The sequence below is a fragment of the Sulfitobacter sediminis genome (assembly GCF_040811725.1).
Taxonomy (GTDB): Bacteria; Pseudomonadota; Alphaproteobacteria; order Rhodobacterales; family Rhodobacteraceae; genus Sulfitobacter; species Sulfitobacter sediminis.
The window spans coordinates 186,735-203,712 of record NZ_JBFNXX010000008.1; the positions used below are offsets into that span (position 1 = coordinate 186,735).

At 56.6% G+C, this 16,978-nt stretch carries 15 protein-coding genes and 1 pseudogene; 5 read left to right on the forward strand and 11 right to left on the reverse strand.

All coding sequences use genetic code 11. The features are described 5' to 3' along the window. Positions 1–66 precede the first annotated feature (66 nt). Both urtB and AB2B41_RS12680 read right to left on the reverse strand, forming a co-directional pair. A complete protein-coding gene (urtB, locus tag AB2B41_RS12675; protein ID WP_367878165.1) occupies positions 67–2,034 on the reverse strand; it encodes an urea ABC transporter permease subunit UrtB in 1,968 nt (655 codons plus the stop codon). 73 nt (positions 2,035–2,107) lie between these two features. Further along, positions 2,108–3,331, reverse strand: coding sequence for an ABC transporter substrate-binding protein (locus AB2B41_RS12680; protein ID WP_420014289.1), 1,224 nt, complete (start codon positions 3,329–3,331; stop codon positions 2,108–2,110). Positions 3,332–3,349: 18 nt separating this feature from the next. On the opposite strand from AB2B41_RS12680, the gene AB2B41_RS12685 reads away from it, so the two are divergent. Beyond that, on the forward strand, positions 3,350–3,583 hold the full coding sequence (locus AB2B41_RS12685; RefSeq protein ID WP_367878166.1) for a hypothetical protein: 234 nt from the start codon (positions 3,350–3,352) through the stop codon (positions 3,581–3,583). 25 nt (positions 3,584–3,608) lie between these two features. Here the strand turns inward: AB2B41_RS12685 and AB2B41_RS12690 are convergent, their stop codons facing one another. Next, positions 3,609–3,992, reverse strand: a complete 384-nt coding sequence (locus AB2B41_RS12690) for a hypothetical protein (protein ID WP_367878167.1) — start codon at positions 3,990–3,992, stop codon at positions 3,609–3,611. 202 nt (positions 3,993–4,194) lie between these two features. On the opposite strand from AB2B41_RS12690, the gene AB2B41_RS12695 reads away from it, so the two are divergent. Beyond that, positions 4,195–4,854, forward strand: coding sequence for a Crp/Fnr family transcriptional regulator (locus tag AB2B41_RS12695; protein WP_367878168.1), 660 nt, complete (start codon positions 4,195–4,197; stop codon positions 4,852–4,854). Between the two features lie 505 nt (positions 4,855–5,359). Here AB2B41_RS12695 and AB2B41_RS12700 read toward each other — a convergent pair. Continuing rightward, positions 5,360–6,466, reverse strand: coding sequence for a 3'-5' exonuclease (locus AB2B41_RS12700; protein ID WP_367878169.1), 1,107 nt, complete (start codon positions 6,464–6,466; stop codon positions 5,360–5,362). 225 nt (positions 6,467–6,691) lie between these two features. Between AB2B41_RS12700 and AB2B41_RS12705 the strand changes: the two genes are divergently transcribed. Continuing rightward, on the forward strand, positions 6,692–7,057 hold the full coding sequence (locus tag AB2B41_RS12705; RefSeq protein WP_367878170.1) for a cupin domain-containing protein: 366 nt from the start codon (positions 6,692–6,694) through the stop codon (positions 7,055–7,057). A 437-nt stretch (positions 7,058–7,494) separates the two neighbouring features. On the opposite strand, the gene AB2B41_RS12710 is transcribed toward AB2B41_RS12705, so the two are convergent. Together AB2B41_RS12710 and AB2B41_RS12715 are read right to left on the reverse strand one after the other, a co-directional pair. After that, a complete protein-coding gene (locus tag AB2B41_RS12710; protein ID WP_367878171.1) occupies positions 7,495–8,541 on the reverse strand; it encodes a GFA family protein in 1,047 nt (348 codons plus the stop codon). Between the two features lie 98 nt (positions 8,542–8,639). Next, entirely contained in the window at positions 8,640–9,749 is a 1,110-nt protein-coding gene (locus AB2B41_RS12715) for an extracellular solute-binding protein (protein ID WP_367878172.1), read from the reverse strand. Between the two features lie 374 nt (positions 9,750–10,123). Between AB2B41_RS12715 and AB2B41_RS12720 the strand changes: the two genes are divergently transcribed. Further along, positions 10,124–10,567, forward strand: a complete 444-nt coding sequence (locus AB2B41_RS12720) for a cupin domain-containing protein (RefSeq protein ID WP_367878173.1) — start codon at positions 10,124–10,126, stop codon at positions 10,565–10,567. Positions 10,568–10,859: 292 nt separating this feature from the next. Further along, complete coding sequence (locus AB2B41_RS12725) at positions 10,860–12,125, forward strand: MFS transporter (RefSeq protein ID WP_367878174.1); 1,266 nt, start codon at positions 10,860–10,862, stop codon at positions 12,123–12,125. Positions 12,126–12,348: 223 nt separating this feature from the next. Here AB2B41_RS12725 and AB2B41_RS12730 read toward each other — a convergent pair. From AB2B41_RS12730 to AB2B41_RS12750, 5 genes and pseudogenes are all read right to left on the reverse strand, one after another. Beyond that, positions 12,349–12,699, reverse strand: a pseudogene (locus tag AB2B41_RS12730) (transposase); the annotation flags it as partial. Between the two features lie 85 nt (positions 12,700–12,784). Next, positions 12,785–14,821 carry a molybdopterin-containing oxidoreductase family protein gene (locus AB2B41_RS12735; RefSeq protein ID WP_367878175.1) on the reverse strand — a complete coding sequence of 679 codons (2,037 nt, stop codon included), beginning with the start codon at positions 14,819–14,821 and terminating at the stop codon, positions 12,785–12,787. Positions 14,822–14,943: 122 nt separating this feature from the next. Beyond that, positions 14,944–15,378 carry a transposase gene (locus tag AB2B41_RS12740; RefSeq protein ID WP_367878176.1) on the reverse strand — a complete coding sequence of 145 codons (435 nt, stop codon included), beginning with the start codon at positions 15,376–15,378 and terminating at the stop codon, positions 14,944–14,946. 527 nt (positions 15,379–15,905) lie between these two features. Continuing rightward, positions 15,906–16,577, reverse strand: a complete 672-nt coding sequence (locus AB2B41_RS12745) for a DUF2306 domain-containing protein (RefSeq protein ID WP_367878177.1) — start codon at positions 16,575–16,577, stop codon at positions 15,906–15,908. Positions 16,578–16,626: 49 nt separating this feature from the next. Beyond that, positions 16,627–16,978 (reverse strand): hypothetical protein (locus AB2B41_RS12750; protein ID WP_367878178.1); only part of this gene is annotated, 352 nt, incomplete at its 5' end.

Genomic DNA, 16,978 nt, shown 5'->3' on the forward strand with positions numbered 1-16,978 from the left:
CTTGGCAAATTCCTTCGAAGGAATTTGGAAAAACTCTTGAAAGAGTTTTGCTCACGCGCCACATCGTCATGCCTCCGCCGCCCGGCCCTTGAGCGCGATGATCCCGCGCGGCCTGAACTGGATGAAGAGGATTATGAAGAGGATCATGTAGGTCTGCGCCGCCAGCGTGTTCGAGGGGTTCAGCCATTCGATCCCCTTCTGAAGCGTGCCCACGAGCGTCGCCCCGAGCAGCGTACCCCAGATGTTCCCGACGCCGCCCACGACCACGGTCATGAAGCTTTGAACGATGTAGTCCGAACCCATCTCGGACGTCACCTTTGCATAAAGCCCGATTGCCACCCCGGCGATGCCCGCGATGCCGGATCCGAAACCGAAGGTCAGCATGTTGATGCGGTCGGGGTTGATCCCCATGGACGCTGCCATGCGCGGGTTCTGGGTGACCGCGCGCACTTCCAGCCCCAGTCGGGTGCGGTTCATGACAAAGAGGAAGACCGCGAGGAAGATCAGCGCCAGCACGAAGATCGCGATGCGGATGTAGCTGATTGCGATCACGTCGTTGATCACCAAAGACCCGTTCAGCCAGCCGGGCGCTGTCAAGGGTCGCGCCTGCGTGCCGAAGATGTTCTTGGCCAGCTGCTGCAGCGCGATGGAGACGCCGAAGGTGGCAAGCAGGGTTTCCAGCGGGCGGTGGTAGAGCCAGCGGATCACCAGCCGCTCCATCGCCACTCCTGCGCCGAAGGTGATGGCAAAGGCCAGCGGAATGGCGAGCAGGATCGACAGCGTGTAGTCGGGTACGAAAAGCTGCACGACATAACCTGTGTATGCACCAATCATGATGAACTCACCATGGGCCATGTTGATCACCCCCATCACGCCAAAGGTGATGGCAAGGCCGATCGCGGCAAGGAAGTAGATCGAGGCGAGGGAGAGACCATCCAGCGCCAGATCCGCTGTCTGGCTCAGCGCCAGCTTCGCCTCGATATCGCCAAGGGCCTCCTGCGCGGCCAACGCCACGGGTAGGGGTGCGCCGACAAAAACCTCGAAGAAGGCAAAGCGGGCGAGCGAGGCGGCAACGTCCTCCTCGGTGACGAGCGGGGCTGCCGCACCGGTCTCGGCCAATTTTACATAGGCGGCCATGCGCGCGGCATCTGTGTCGAGCGTGGCGACCTGCACGCCGGCGACCTCACCGTTCTCGATATGCGCGATCAGGGTATCGCGCAGTGCCGAAGGGTCGGTGCGGGGTGGCGCAAGGTCCTTGTCCACCAGCAGCGCGTAGGCCTCCGCGGCGGAAAGCGATTTGCCGACGGTCAGGATCCTGACTTCGGGCGCGAGGGTCTCGGTCAGCGGGGCGGCCTCAAGTCGTGTGGCGACAAGAGGGGTCAGTGCGGCGCGCAGGTCGACGCCCAGATCGCCCGAGAATGAATTGATAGCCGCGATACGTTCCGCCTCGACCTGCGCAAAACGGATGGTCAAGAGCCGTTCCAGCCGCTCCTTGCGCGCTTTCAGTGCCGGGTCACCCTCTGACACGATGGAACCGCGCAGGGCGGTCAGATGCGATACCTCCGCGTCACGCTCGATGGCGGTCAATGCGGTGGCGCGGGTGGCAGGATCGGAATCGTTCAGCTGGAATTGCACCAGCGCCGAACCGATCAGCCCGCGAATACCCGAGTTTGGCTTGAGCTGGTCGTAGCGGTCCTTGGAAAACACACCTACCTCGGCACCGCCCGCCACGTCGAAGATGCGCAGCGTGTTGCGGTCTACCTTTTCGGCAAAGACGAAGAGGCCGGTCTCCTCATCCACCCACATGTCCTTGTTCTGCCACTGCTCGAGAACGACCTGTGCGTCCCTGAGACCGCTCGCCGCCAGCGCATCGATCGCGGGCCCGATAGTGCGGCGCGAGGATTTGCGGATTTCCTCCGCATGCTCCTGCAGCAGTGTCTGGATCGGCGAGGCTGCATCCTGAGCTGCGGCGGGCAGGGCCATCGCGATAGATATCAGGATCGTTGCGGCCAGCCGCCTGAACGAAAGCAACATCAAGGAAAGCTCCGGTATCGGATCAGGTCACCGGGGCGTGCGATGCATGCCCCGGTGGATCATCATCGTCAGATCAGTAGTTCGACTTGATCTGCACGCAGGTCTTGGTCTCGGTGTTGTACATCCCGCAGCCAAGGTCCTTCCAATCCGAGACAAGCACGGCCGATTCCGGCAGGAAATCCGTCCAGGCATCGCCCGGGACTTCCTCGGTCTGGGAGATGATGTCGAACTGGCCGTCTTCCTGGATCTCGCCGATCAGGACGGGCTTGGAGAGGTGATGGTTCGGCAGCATGACCGCCGTGCCGCCTGTCAGGTTCGGGAATTCCTGACCGTACATCGCGGTGCGCACCGCGTCGACGTCGGTTGTCCCCGCGCCGGTCGCCGCGTTCACCCACATGTTGAAGCCGATGTAGTGCGCCTCCATCGGGTCGTTGGTCACGCGGTCTTCACCCATGCGGGTCTTCCAGGCAGCGAGGTGACCGACGAGGTTCGTGGTATCGAGGCCCGACAGCTCTTCCTCACCCACCGAGAAGGCGACGACCGGAATGTCATCGGCCGAGATACCTGCAGCGGCGAGTTCCTTGTAGAAACCGACGTTCGCATCGCCGTTGATGGTCGAGATCACGCCGACCTTCTTGCCATCGGCCCCCAGTGCGACAACGTCAGCCACAACCTTGGACCAGTCGGAATGGCCGAAGGGCGTGTAATTGACAAAGATATCCTCTGCAGCGATGCCCTTGTCCTTCAGGTAGGCCTCGAGGATGTTGTTCGTGGTGCGCGGATAAACGTAATCGGTGCCCAGCAGTGCAAATTTTTCAACGCCGAGCTCTTCAAGGAAGTAGTCCGTCGCCGGGATCGCCTGCTGGTTCGGTGCCGCACCGGTATAGAAGACGTTCTTGGAGCTTTCCTCCCCCTCGTACTGCACCGGATAGAACAGCAGCCCGTTCAGCTCCTCGATCACCGGCAGCACCGATTTGCGCGACACGGAAGTCCAGTTGCCAAAGATGACGTCGACGTTGTGGACGGTCAGCAATTCGCGCGCCTTCTCGGCAAAGAGCGGCCAGTCGGATGCGGGATCGACGACAACGGCCTCCAGCTCGCAGCCCAGCAGACCACCCTTGGCGTTCTGCTGTTCGACCAGCATTTCCATGGTGTCTTTCAGCGTTGTTTCGGAAATCGCCATGGTGCCCGAGAGCGAATGCAGCACGCCCACTTTGACCGGACAATCGGCAAGGGCAGGCAGGGCGCTGCCCATCAGCAGCGCGACAGCGGAGGTTTTCAACAGTTTGGGTGACATCGCAGTATCCTTGTTGCGATGCGCAAAGCGCTTGCCAGCGGCGCCGGAACGCCCCATATACATGCGTACGCATCTATTGCGGTTTTGGTTTCCAGGCCGCACCATCGCGCATTTATCCGGGTCGCAGCGACCCTGCGCATGGTGTTAGGCAGTTTTCCGGTTCTGCTGGAGTCGATTGGCGCAGGAAACGCATTTCGCCGCAGTGCAGCGCTGAAAAACCCCGCATTTGGCGAAATGCGGGTGAATATTTGAGCAAAATGCATACTGGTTCACTATATCAACTATCGAGCAGCAGACGGTTGCACGCGGTCAGCCGCGCCTCGGCCAACCGGCGCGCGAGACGCTTGCGCCTGGGATCGTCATGGAAATCTGCATGAGAGAGCAGGCGCGCGTGGACATATTTTGCCTCGATCCGGTGGTGGAGGCGGTCGGCCATCCCGGTGGATGCGGCTGTGGCGTCAAGCAATGAGAGAAACGTGCGACGTTGATGTTCATACGCGTCAGTCGCGGGATCGCCGATCAGCCATGCATGCTCCACCTGCGCCGAGAACCGGCCGACGCAGGTGGCAAAGATACTTGAAAGATCGTCCTGCGCGGCCGCCGGCAGGTTGCTGACAGCGGAAAGGGCGATCGCCAAAACGAGAGTTTTCAAACTGCTCATATATTCAGCATCGCGGCTGAATATGCCTGCGTCAAGATATGGGGAAGGTATTCGAAAAGCGTGACCGCGAGGCCTCAGTAGTGGTTCCAGGCTTTTGGCTAAGCGGGAGCACGAGAGATCGGAGCCATCGAACCCCAAAAGGCGGTACCCCGGCTGACCCGTTTTCCGCTATAATGGATGCAACCCAGGGGAGGCTGAGCCCATGTTTCCAAGTCATGACGATATCAAGAGCGCGTCTGAGCGTATCCTCGAATTGTTCTCGGCGGCTGCGCGGGAAGTAACCCTGGACGCGCATAAGGTGCTCTTCGAGGAAAACGATCTCGGCGACTCGCTCTTCATCGTGCTGGACGGCAGCGTCGAGATATCGCTGCTTTGGCACGATGGTCGGCGTCTGTCTGTCGACGTGATGCGCGCCGGTCACATTTTTGGGGAGATCGCCCTCTTTGATCCCGGCGTGCGGACCGCCACTGCCAGGACTCTCGAACCCTCTCGTCTCGCGCAGCTGACACATGACGATTTGTTACGCGAAGCATCCCACAACCCCTCGCTCGCCCTCGAGCTTCTCATGATGATGGGCAAGCGGATGCGTTGGATGAACCAACAGCTGCACGAGTACGTTTTCATGCCGCTGCCCGCGAGGCTGGCCCGGAAGCTTCTCTATCTCATGGCCGAGGACAGGGACGGGGCCCGCAAGCTGACGCTCTCCCAAACAGACCTGGCCGATTTCGCCGGGGCGACACGCGAGGCCGTATCCAAGATCCTGTCCACCTGGAGCAGGCAGGGCATTCTGAAAACAAGTCGCGGCTCAATCGAGCTGCTGGACCGCTCCACGCTTTTCGAAATCGCCGGTTATGACGACTAGACGCGTTCGGCCCTGCGCGATCCAGGTGCCGGAAAAACACCCTATCTTTATCGCCGATGACGATGCATTGCGAAGGATCTGGAATTTCTCGTGTCTCTGTGAAGCAGTTCACAGACGGAAAACAAGCCGCCTTGCTAGAAGCTAAGCATCGCTGGTTATGGCGAGGCCACCAAAGGACAGAAAAATGCAGACGCTCAGGCTGACATTCTCGCCCGTATCTCGGAACGCTTCTTTCGTGGTAGGAACGCTGTTCTCCACATTCTTGGAGACTCTGCGCCAAGGCGCCGAGATGCAGGCAATAGTCGACGATTACCACTAGAGGTTTTTCACCACTTCATTTTTCCTCTCCCAAGAACTGGCCGACGCTAACCAAGCGTCGGCCTTTTTTTGGTGTGGATGGCGACCCGATGAAAGTGGATTGCATGGCGTTGCTTTCTTATCAGTATTTTACCATAATCTGTCTTACGGGAAAGTAGCTGACAGCAGGGCACGTGCCCTGAGACACTTAGGAGGAAACCCCTTTCAAGATGCTTGCCGGCTGTCCGACCCAGCTCACGTGCAAGAAGGATTTGGCTCGAGTAGCTGCGACGTGCACCAGAGATCGTTCCTGATCAATGATTGCTCGACGCATGGCTGCGTCGACAGCACTGGCCAGAGCAGCATGCGGTGGCAAAGAGCCTTCTTCGGCGCCGGCGATGAAAATCCAGTCAAACTCCAGACCTTTCGACCGGTGCATGGTCGCCAGCCTTAGACCTGGCATCGACGGATCGTCGGCCTGATTGTCGCGCAGTCGGACAGTCTCTAGCCCTAAGTTGCGAAGTCGGTCTCCCATTGCATCAACCTCTCTATTCGTGCGCATCAGAACGCATGCTGATGGTTCAGAGGCTGCTTCTAAATCACTATCTGTGGCCTTTCTTAACGTCGCCAAGCGCTGGAATATCAACTGGGCTTCATTGTCGCGATCGGAAGCGGAAGCAAACTCAGGCTCCACGCCTGAAAAGAGGCTCTTATATCCTGCTTCGGTCTCAGTTCCGTCATCCAAATCATCGATTTCCACACCATCAAGGACGGACACAGCCCATCGCCGAATGTTCTCTGATGTTCGATAATTCAAACGGAGCCTTCTCGACCTTCCACGCACCTCAATCCCACAGGAAGACAATGAAGCACGCCGTTGGTAAATGCGTTGATGAGCATCGCCAACGATGAAGATAGAGTTCTTTCCGCCTTTCTCTCCATCGGGTGCAATGGCGCGGATCAACTTAAAGGCCTGTGGCCCCATGTCCTGCGCTTCATCAACGACGACCGCTGAGTAAGGAAGGGTCTCGGCATCGACTTCCAAGAGAGATGTCGCTTCCCTAAAAGCATCGTCAGGTTCCGCGAGACCTTCTTCGCGCATTCGAGCGCGGAACGTCTCGAAGATCGGCCAAAGGCTGGCGCGAGTTCGTCGGTCGAGACGTGTTCCTCGTCCCGTCCGCGCCGCTTTGAGATAGTCTTCTCGGCTCTGCAAACCTTGCGCCTGCACCACTTGGGACCACTCGTTCTGAATGAACTCGGCGCTCAGCCCCTCTGGAAGAGCATGACTGCTCAAGACTTCGTCCCAAATCGCCACGACCCTTTCATCTCCGCCATAGTATACGATCTCTCGATCGAAGCCTCGACGACGGAGATACTCCCTTATCCAGGTATGACCTTACCTTCGCCCCTCGGGCTGGGTGTGCACTTCGCAATTTTCAGAAGCTAATACTCCTCGGGTACCGCTCCGACGGCTGCTCAGCAGATGAGGCGGCCATTGATCCGTGGTATACGATACCAAGGAACATGCAGGAGATTTGGAATGGCATACAAGCTCTTGCGGCGGTCTGACTGGGCCTCTGCGGAAGGTTGGAATGGAAAATTTGAAGGACGGGCGGTCGATACCGGCGTCTCGTTTCTGTTCAATGAGGTACGTGAGGCTGGAAAGGGGCCGCCACTTCACAAACACCCGTATGACGAGGTGTATATCGTGCGCAAAGGTCAAGGCCATGTAATCATCGGCGATGACGAAATGGAGGTTTCTGAAGGCGATATTCTGATCATTCCAGCCAACACGCCGCACAATGTTCTGACCGCCGGTAGGCAGACCACCGAGATCATCAGTGTTCATGTATCAGACACGTTCAAAGGAGAATTTCTGGAAGGTTCCATACCTGAAAACATCTGATTTGTGTCTCTCTTAAGCGTCCACTTCGGGCTCTTCTGGTTCATCTGATGCTTGTTGTCGTATGACCGCAAAGCCGCCGTCAGCGTACACTTTTACCTAGCCGCATCGAGGCAACGTCTGCTTTTGCCAACACCAGCCACTCATTTTGACTCCGTCCGATGTCTCAGAAGCGGACTTTTCCGACCTTCGGCGTTCCCGCTCGAACTGGGGCGAACGGCCCATTGCGGCGATTGCCGATGTCGTCAAGCTCCGCGGTGCAGCTTCACCAGACCGGACTTTCGCTGCACCGCCGAAGTGCCGCCCAGCTCGAATTCACGGATCGCGGGACAGAGCCGTCATTCCACTTTTAAAGACCGGCCGCACTTTCAAATTTGCGTCCATCACATTCAAAATATTGGCGTTTAGACTTCTGCGACAGCGGTGAGATCTAATCGCTCTCAGAAGATGTCTGGCACCTTCGCGCAGGGTCCCCAAGTTGCAGGGTCGGGTAGACCAGCGCTCGACCATGCTTCCTGGAGCACACGTGAGTCCTCGGACCGCGTACGTGGCAGATCGTCAAGGATTTCGAACCATGGCACTCGGCTCTCCATCCCATTGTGGGCCGCCGGTGCATAGTCCTGCGGATTGTCGAGACTAGTGGTAAAAATCACTAGATGTGCTGCTTCATGCGGGCGCATCATATGGTAAACGAGGCTGGAGCCACATACAGCGCAGAAACCTCGCCGGGCGATCGGGGATGAGGTGAAATACTTTGGCTTGGCACCGGTAAATCGCACTGAAGACGCCGGAAACGCGGTGTAGGCGCATATCGTTGAGCCGGTAAACTTTTGGCATATACGACAATGACAATAACCAGAACTCAGTGCTGGCGCATTGATTTCGTAGCGAACCTTACCGCATAGGCAACCGCCAGTTACGAGTGCGTTCTGGATTGCGTCAGGATCGAGATCCATGAACCCGCCCAACGCGTCGCGTTTCGCACGTGTCATATAGACATGCAACGGCGCATCGCTCTGCTTGAGTTTCTTATATCCCGCATCGTCGAATTCGATATCAATTTTGCCGCGTACTTGAGCCATTACCTCTCCGGAAATAGCGATTCCGCCCGGCTCGGCGAGAGCTTCAAGCCGGGCCGCGGTGTTTACTCCGTTACCCAGCAAGTCGTCATCCTGTACTACTACGTCGCCGACTGACACGCCGACGCGCAACCTTAGTTCGACCGCCGCTGGGTCAGGCTTCCTCAGAGCCATCGTGCGCTGGATACCTATAGCGCACTTCACGGCTTCTAAAGTGCTGGAAAACTCCGCTAAGAAGCCGTCGCCCAACGATTTGAATAGCCGACCCCTGTTGGCTTGAACCAGCATCTCGATGACGTCCCGACGAAGATGCTCCACTTGCTCCAGTGTTCCGCCTTCGTCTTTGTCAACCAAGGCCGCAAACCCGACCACATCAGTTGCCATTATTGCTGCAAGTCTGCGTTCCATAATACCTCCGATTTTTGGTCCGGGATCACCCTATCGCAGATGAGTTTCTCCTCCTATCGGGAGATGAAAATCAGACAGCCGACTTCTGCCGCCTTAGTTCACCGTGATAGCCAGGACTGGAATTTTGCATCCAGATCGTCTCGGTAATCTGCCCACCATTCATAATTGTAGATGAAGGTATTTTTCGCATTTCCCGGATCGGTTGGCATATGTCCGGCCATATCTACCCCCAGTTCTGCGTGTTTGCCTACCAGCGGTGCAGAAGAGCGTCTCGCCGGACCGTAAGGGATATACTTCGCTTGATCAGCAAGCCGCTGCGTGTCCGTCGCAAAACGCACGAAGTCTAATGCAGCTTGCTTGCGGTCATCATCCAAGTCCGCCGGAATTATCCAGCCGTCTAGATCGAAAACCTGGGCGTCCCATAGCATAGCAATCGGTTGGCCTTGCTCCTCGATTACTGAGAAGAGCCTGCCGTTGTAGCCTGATCCAAAAACCACCTCAGCGTCGGCCAACAACTGAGGGGGTTCGGCCCCCGCTGTCCACCAGACGACCTGCTCTTTGATCTCATCCAGCTTTGCAAAAGCTCTGTCCTGCCCCTCTGGCGTTTCCAGAACATCGTACACATCATCTTTTGGAACTCCGGAACATAAGAGTGCCCATTCGAGATTGTTGATCGGTTGCCTCTCAAGGGTGCGCTTTCCCGGAAACGTCTCAAGGTCGAAAAAGTCGCAGACATCGTCCGGTTCTGCACCGCCCCACTCCGTAACATCGGTTCGGTAGCCGAATGCGGTAGAGTAAACGACTTGAGGGATGAAGCAGTCTGACACAATCAAATCTCCAAAATCCTCGGATGCTGGTGTGCCATCTGGTGCGGGCGAAAGCACTTCATCGTGATCAATTTCCATCGCAAGCCCCTCGTCGCAGAGACGGATCGCGTCGGATGCAACCACATCAACAAGGTCCCAGGTGGTATTACCCGCCTCGGTCATTGCACGGAGCTTGGCAACTGCTGCTGCTGAGCTTTCGTCCCAGACGAAGCTGACATTGGGGTGTAACGCCGCGTAGGGCTCGGCATAGGCCTTCTGCTGGCTCGCCTGATATGCACCGCCCCAGGATACAAGGGTGAGGGCAATGGGATCATCGGCGAATGCAAAACTAACGGCGAAAGAGGATACGATCGCCGCTCCTAATAACGAGTTCCTATTCATTTTGCATCCCTCCTTTGGTTTGCCGGTGTATCAGTCCTTGATTGTTCTCAACGTAGGGATGGTAGCCGAAATCGCTGGAATTTGGGAGATAGCCCACCGGAACGGAGAATTGGCTCTGCTACTGATCGACTGAGAAGAAGTCAACACGGCGTTCTCATTGACAGGAATTCGGTCAGCTGAGCTGTTCGGGCGGGTTCGGATCGGGCTCTTTGGGGATATCTGCGTCTTTTTCAAAGATAACGCATTCGTCGCGTTTATCCGTTGTTCCGTTTGGAAACGTTTGATCTCGGGTGGGATCGCGATATCGGATTGCTCGTTGACGATAGCTTAGGGAAATTGTTTCATGTTCCTGAGTAGAAAGGAGAAAACAACGCGTGGGCAAAGCAGCAATGGATAAAGGTTACATGGAATGGTTGGGTGTGTCCTATAAAACCATACTCAGTACAAATGATACCAAAGGCGCGATATGCATTGTAGACAGCACGTCGCCGCCCGAGAGTGGACCACCCCGCCATATCCATCACAAAGAAGATGAAACGTTCGTTGTGTTGACAGGCAGTTGCCGCTTCTGGATTGAAGGTGAGGAACAGGTCGCCGCTGCCGGTGAAAGTGTGTTCATTCCGCGCGGCAAGGAGCACACCTTCAAGGTCAATAGTGAAGAGCCTTGTCGGCATCTCGTCATTCTGACGCCTGGAGGTTTTGAGGGCTTTTTTGCCGATATGGCCGCTGGTCAATTCAGTATTCCAGAAGACATGCCTGCCATCGAAGAGTCCGCCTCGCGTCACAATATGTCATTCACTGGCCCCCCTCTGGACTAAGTATGAAAACTCATCAGATGGCAGGCGGTACTGGGCCTAATGCATGGGCCGCTTATACTTCTGACCCCGGGCGATCGTCGGGCGTTTTCAGGCAGAGGACTGTTCCGCAAACAAAAAAGGACATTTGTTTCGCGGGCAAGAAGTGAATACCAACGCTTACAGACTGGCCAGATGTTCAGTTTCTATTGAAACCTCTCAGCACAACCTGGCATCTGGCTTTCGAAGTGTTTGCACATCCAACCTAACGCTCTTAGTGGTCAGCTAAGGGGAACTCGAAGCTGGGAGCGGATGATTGCAAGCATTTACAGGCATCGTGGCGCTTCTCGTCGGTATTGTTCTGATAATGCTCGGAAACGGCATGCAGTTCACGTTAATGGGACTGCGTGGCGACATAGAGGGCTTTTCCGCACCCGAGCTTGGCGTAATCACTTCGGGGTATTTTGCGGGATTTCTCGTTGGTGCACGCTATACGCCGGTTTTGATCGGACGCGTGGGACATGTGCGCGTTTTCGGCGCTCTCGGCGGTCTGATGTCGGCAGGGCTGATCGCTTTTCCTCTGATGTCTGACCCGTGGACTTGGACTTTCCTCCGCGTCCTGATCGGCTTTTGTATGTCGGGTATATACGTCACTGCAGAAAGCTGGCTGAACGCGCAATCGACAAACGAGACAAGGGGCAAGGTTCTATCAGCTTACATGATTTGTCAGACCGCAGGTATCATTGGTGCGCAGTGGCTGCTCACACTCGGGGATGCGGCGACAGCAACTCTGTTTATTGGTGCATCAATCCTTGTCTCAATATCATTTGCGCCCATCCTCCTGTCAGTTTCGCCCGCTCCGGCCGCTAATGTGTCTCGCGCGATGTCACTCAAAGACTTGTTTTCCAGTTCTCCATTGGGCGCAGTCGGAATTTTCTTCCTTGGTGCCATCTACGCGACCCAATCTGGTATGGGTGCGGTCTTCGGCGTTCAGACGGGCATGACGGCTGATGCAATCTCTTTGTTTGTTGCTGCGCTCTTCGCGGGCGCCATTGTCTTTCAATATCCAATCGGATGGCTTTCTGATCGTATTGACCGCCGCAAAGTGATCTTTGGGTCTGCGGTGATTGGTGCTATATTTTGCGTCCTGGGTTTCTTCGCGAGAGATAGTGAATTTGCACTGATTTGCGCAGCATTCATCGCTGGCGGTATGACGACACCTCTTTATGCTCTGCTGCTAGCCTACACTAACGACTACCTCACCGCCGACGAAATGCCGGGAGCGTCAGGTGGGCTTGTCTTCGTGTTCGGCGCAGGAGCGATTTTTGGGCCGCTGGTTACAGGCTGGACGATGGAGGCGACCGGTCCATTCGCTTTTTGGATAAGCCTCGGGGCGACTTTCATGGTGATCGCGGTCTACGCGCTTTATCGAATGACACAGCGCGCTCATATGCCTGTTGAAGACACTGACAGCTACATCAACGTCGTTCCCGGAGCCACACCGGTTGCGGCTGAAGCAGCGAGCGCTTGGGCAGCGGACAACGCTGAAGCTGATCTGATGCAGGGCACAGTACCACGGTGACACAATTCCTCGCTGCCAGCGGCGGTATTGTTTGACGTGTCGTTTTTTTGTTTACTTCGACCAAAGTAATCTTGTCCGAAACTGTATCGACTGCATTGGGCTGAGGCTGTGTGGAAACTCGCCTGATTTCTGTTTGCGGAGGACGTAGTGCCAGTCTTTACCGGCTGGCTCGGTTTCTTGGCGACTTTGGCGCTCCTTGGGCTGGAGGGACGCGGATAGGGGAGGCTGGCCCGTTATCACGCCGGAAATCGGCGATGGCCTTGTGGTTCGGGGCCAATCGACCCGTCAGCCACATCACCTCGACATTGCGACCGGCCTCGCGTTCCAGCGCCCGGCTGGACGAGACCCGGTTGAGATAGCCGTAGATGAACAGCTTCAGCAGAACCGACGGGTGATACCCCGGCCGACCCGTCAGCGCCGGAGCCGTACGACCAAAGCCCAACTCTACAAGATCGATCTCCTCCACGAAAAGGTCGACAACGCGGACTGGATTATCCTCGCCGATCCAGTCCTCCAGCCGATCCGGAAACAGCGTCATCTGCCCCCGGTCGGTTCCCTCAATGTAGCCCGACATCCCCGCCTCCGGTCTTTGCCGAAAGCATACAACATCCAGAGTTTCCACACAGCCTCGGCTCATCTCAGTCATCTGAGCGTTTTAGTCAGATGTCCGCAAAGCCGCTTGTTGCGGTAACCTCGACAAAAATGTCATTGAAGGTCGGCTGCCCACCCTCGGTCCAGTTGCTGTTGGCCAAACGGTTTGAGACCGGCGAACCATCCTCATTGGCGGTCCACCAAAACTTCCCTTCGAGAACCGTGGTGCCTGTGAGAACGGCATCGGTGACACGGAGCATCGCCGCCAGCGTGCCCTTTCCATTTTGGGCTAGGACCCGATCGCCATCTTGCAACCCCAAGCTCTTAGCATCCGCCGGGTGCATTTCCAGCGTAGGGTTTCCCTGTTGTCCGGCCTGTCTCGGCATATTCGCGAATGTTGAGTTAAGGAGGTAATGTGGCTTGACGGTAAGGAGCCGAAGTTTACCGATCGCAATGGGGTCACGCACGTTGAGGTCCTCCGGCCCGTCGAGGCCCATCGACATCTTCAAAGATCCTCCCATCGAAGCCGGGTCTCTCCTCGGTTGTGGAGCAAAAAGCCAGCCTTGCTGATTGAGCGTCGCCCAGTCGAAGCCGTCCGGCAGGCAGGAACGGGCGATTGTTTCGTCGTCTGCGAAGAGCGCGGGCTCGTCGAGCCCCATTTCTTTTGCCAAGAAGCGCAGGATCTCGGTATGCGGCTTGGACTCTCCGAGCGGCGGGATGGCGGGATGGTTCAGCCCCACATAGCAATGACCCCATGAGCCCTGAACGTCGAAGTGTTCGAGCTGGGTGGTCGACGGCAAAACGATGTCTGCATGCCGCGCGGTGTCCGTCATGAACTGTTCGATCACCACCGTAAACAGATCATCCCGACACAACCCTTGCCTGACTGTCTCGGCATCGATCTGGTTCACAAGGGGATTGTGCCCCCATATCATTAGTCCCTTGATAGGGGGATCGAGGTCCGACGATGTCAGAATCCGACCAAGTTGGCCCCTGTGGAGGCTTCGCGTTCCCTCCGGCGAAAGTTCCGGGCATTCCGGAGCAGCGTTGTCGAAGGTCGGATAGCCCTCGATGGAAAGGCCACCGCCAGGGAGTCTCCAGTGGCCCGACAGGATCGCGAGCGCGCTCAGGCTCTTGACGAAGACATCACCAAACCGGGATTGCTGAGGGCCGATACCAACCCGAAGGGTGCCCGGCCGAGCCGCCCCGTAGATACGTGCGATTCGTACGACGTCATCCGGCGCCACTCCTGTGACCTCGCAGACATGGTCGGGCGTCCAGGCTTTGATTTCCTCAAGACAAGCATCCAGATCGTCGGCCGCCGAACGCGCGTATTCAAAGTCGGCCAGCCCTTCCTCGACCAGTACATTCGCCATGCCTGCGGCAAGAACAGCGTCCGTTCCTGGCCGGATTGAAATGTGCTCATCGCATTTTGCGGCAGTTCGCGTTCGTCTCGGATCGATACTGATGATCTTGGCGCCCCGCATCTTTCTCGCTTCGAGGCAAAAATGCCAGTGATGGTGGGCCGTGGAAAGCAGGTTAGCCCCCCAGAGTAGGATGCATTCGCTTTCCGCCAGAGTCTCGGGATCGAAGCTGATCGGGTGTCCTTCCGCCGCCACGGCGTTACCAGACTGGCCGCACAGGCTGCCGTGGAGGCGGCTTGCGCCGATATGGTGGAACAGGCGCATTAGCGCGCGGCGTTGCAACGCTCCGGCCGAACCCATGTCGTGAAGCGGCATCAGTGCCTCGGAACCCCAGTCATTGATGATGTTTCCAAATTCAAAGGCGATCTCGCGTATCGCTTTGTCCCAGGAAATCCGCTCGAACTCGCCGCTGCCCTTGGCACCCGTGCGGCGCAAGGGGTGCAACAGACGGTCGGGTGCATAGGTGCGGGTCTGATAGTCATTGACCTTGGCGCACAGAACTCCGCGAGTGAAGGGATGCTCCTTTGAGCCGACGACCTTGGTAACCTTGCCGTCCTCTACATGCGCCACCCATGAACAGCCGTCCTGGCAATCGTGTGGGCAGCACCCCAGCACCTCCGAATGTCTCATTTTGCGCGCCTCCCGCAGGTCGATTTCCCACGCTTTGCGGGATAGTAACACAGGCTAGCAGGTCAGCCGAATGTTGTGCTCCTGCAGTCGAAGCGATGGGAAGTGGGAATCAACTGAGCGTCTGCTAATGGGATGAACCGGCTGCTTTCCCCGGTGGGTTAACCTGAGAGGGTTTACCCGAAGCAGAAGGAGAAGCAGTCATGAGCACACGTAAAGCCGAAGACCTTTCTGACCTGTCGGTGATTGGCGTCGACATCGGCAAGGACGTCTTTCATTTGGTTGGTTTCGATGCGGAGGAGCTCCGCCGCCGCGAAATATGCGCTGGCCTTCTTCAGGATCTCATTGGCGGTGCGAAGTTCACGGACCTCACGCTCAAGTTCCTTGACCCGATCCTTCTCGGCGCTGGTCAGCCCGGCACGTTGTCCAGCATCTCGTTCTGCCTGCTGGCACCAGGCGCGCAGACTGTCGGGAGAACAACCAAGCTTCGGCGCGATCGCGCGGTAGGCCGCCGTATCACTGGTGTAATCTGCGCGGTTCTCTCGAAACAGCCGAACACCGCGCTCGCGAAGTTCAGCCGGATAGGCGGGGGTAAATCGTCTCTTCGTCATAGGGCTCATCCTTTGAGTGTTTTACTCTCCGGTAAACCCGGGGCGGTTCAATCAGGCTCCGTCCCAATCGAAACGTCGTTCTTTGTCTGGCTCGACTCTAACGTCCCCTGCCCTTCAGAATTCTATCGTCCCCCTGTTAGATAGAACTCCATCAAGTGCTGCAGCATATCCCCGTTGGTTCTGCGACAAGCACTGCACATGGCCTTGAACTGGAGATATGCCCCCTCCTCCATCCGGATGGACATCTGAACGGTTTGCCGACCAGTTCTCGATTTCTCTCTGCTCTCTTCCAGCTTAAATCGCTCGTCCTGAACCAGATGATCAAGCATCTTATGCGTCGAGATTTCAGTGTCTTTGGAACCAGTGTGCAACATCAGCAGGAAGTCCTTTATGTGATCGATGAGTGGTGTGAACTGCTACAGCTGTGAAGCTTGGAACCAAGGTAAGGAACCAGGGAACTCGACAAGACCATGATCGACGGATGCAACTCTGCAGGGCGAAAATGGTCAGAAGGGGGCTAGTCTCAACTAGCCTTTCACTTCAGCCCCAATTGATGCAGCAGCTCTCCGTCGAAGGAGAAGTTCTGCGATCAGGAGATACGGCAGGAAGAAAGCAACGACCTGGACCCGGTCGAAGATCCCTGTGAGCCCCTCATTCGACCCCAACCCATCGGTGAAGATGAACCAGAGGACATAGTGCATCCGGAAAATCCATGAGCCGACCGCCAACACAATAAGGCGGGTGGCCCAGGCAAAATGACGGTCAAAATCGCGAGCAATCGCAAAGCGCACAGTGTTCATGGCAGACCACATCAAGAGGCTCCCATATGTCGCGAACCAGAACGACATCCACCAACCGCCAATCGTTCCCTGAATGATGATGTATGACAGCCCTCCGATCCCGGTCATCATCGCAAGCACGAATAGGACATATCCGTTCTTCCTGTGCAGGTTCGGCCAGCGGTTCCGAACAATAGGCAATGCCTGAAGAGGTGCACCCAATGTGAGCAAAGCACCTGCCATCATGTGAACAGAAATGCCTGCATTTGCGAGTGGGGCACCATTGATGAACACACGAGAGAAATCTTCTGGGTGATCGGCGAACAACCCATTTGAGCCAAGGTGCAAAGCGTGAGCCACAAACCACAGGAGGTTTAGAGCAAGGAAGAGCAGTAGTGCTGAGACAACAGCGTTTCTCATGGTCTCGATGTTAAGCGGTCATTCCCCGGTTCGCCAGATACCGGGCAGATCAGAAACCTTCGAGTTCTCCAAAGCTTGCCTGCAGCGAAGAAGACCGATGTCTGAGAACCAAGGCCAGACATCTGATCAAAGCCGATTGGTCGGCACAGCCACTGTCCGGATCTGCAAATGCTGCAGAGGAGCCGGTTGGGAACACAGACGATGATTTCCTTGAGGTCATACGACGAAGAAGGATCCTTTCAGGGGTTGGAACCAGAAGAACAGGAAAATCATCACCAACAAAGACGAGTTCTACGGCAACAGTACAGAGGATAACGCTGGTTCTAAAGCTTTTCCAGTTTACGTAGAAGCATATCCGGCCTCGCAAAAGTAGTTCCAGCATTCTTGCGGGGTGTAGAGAT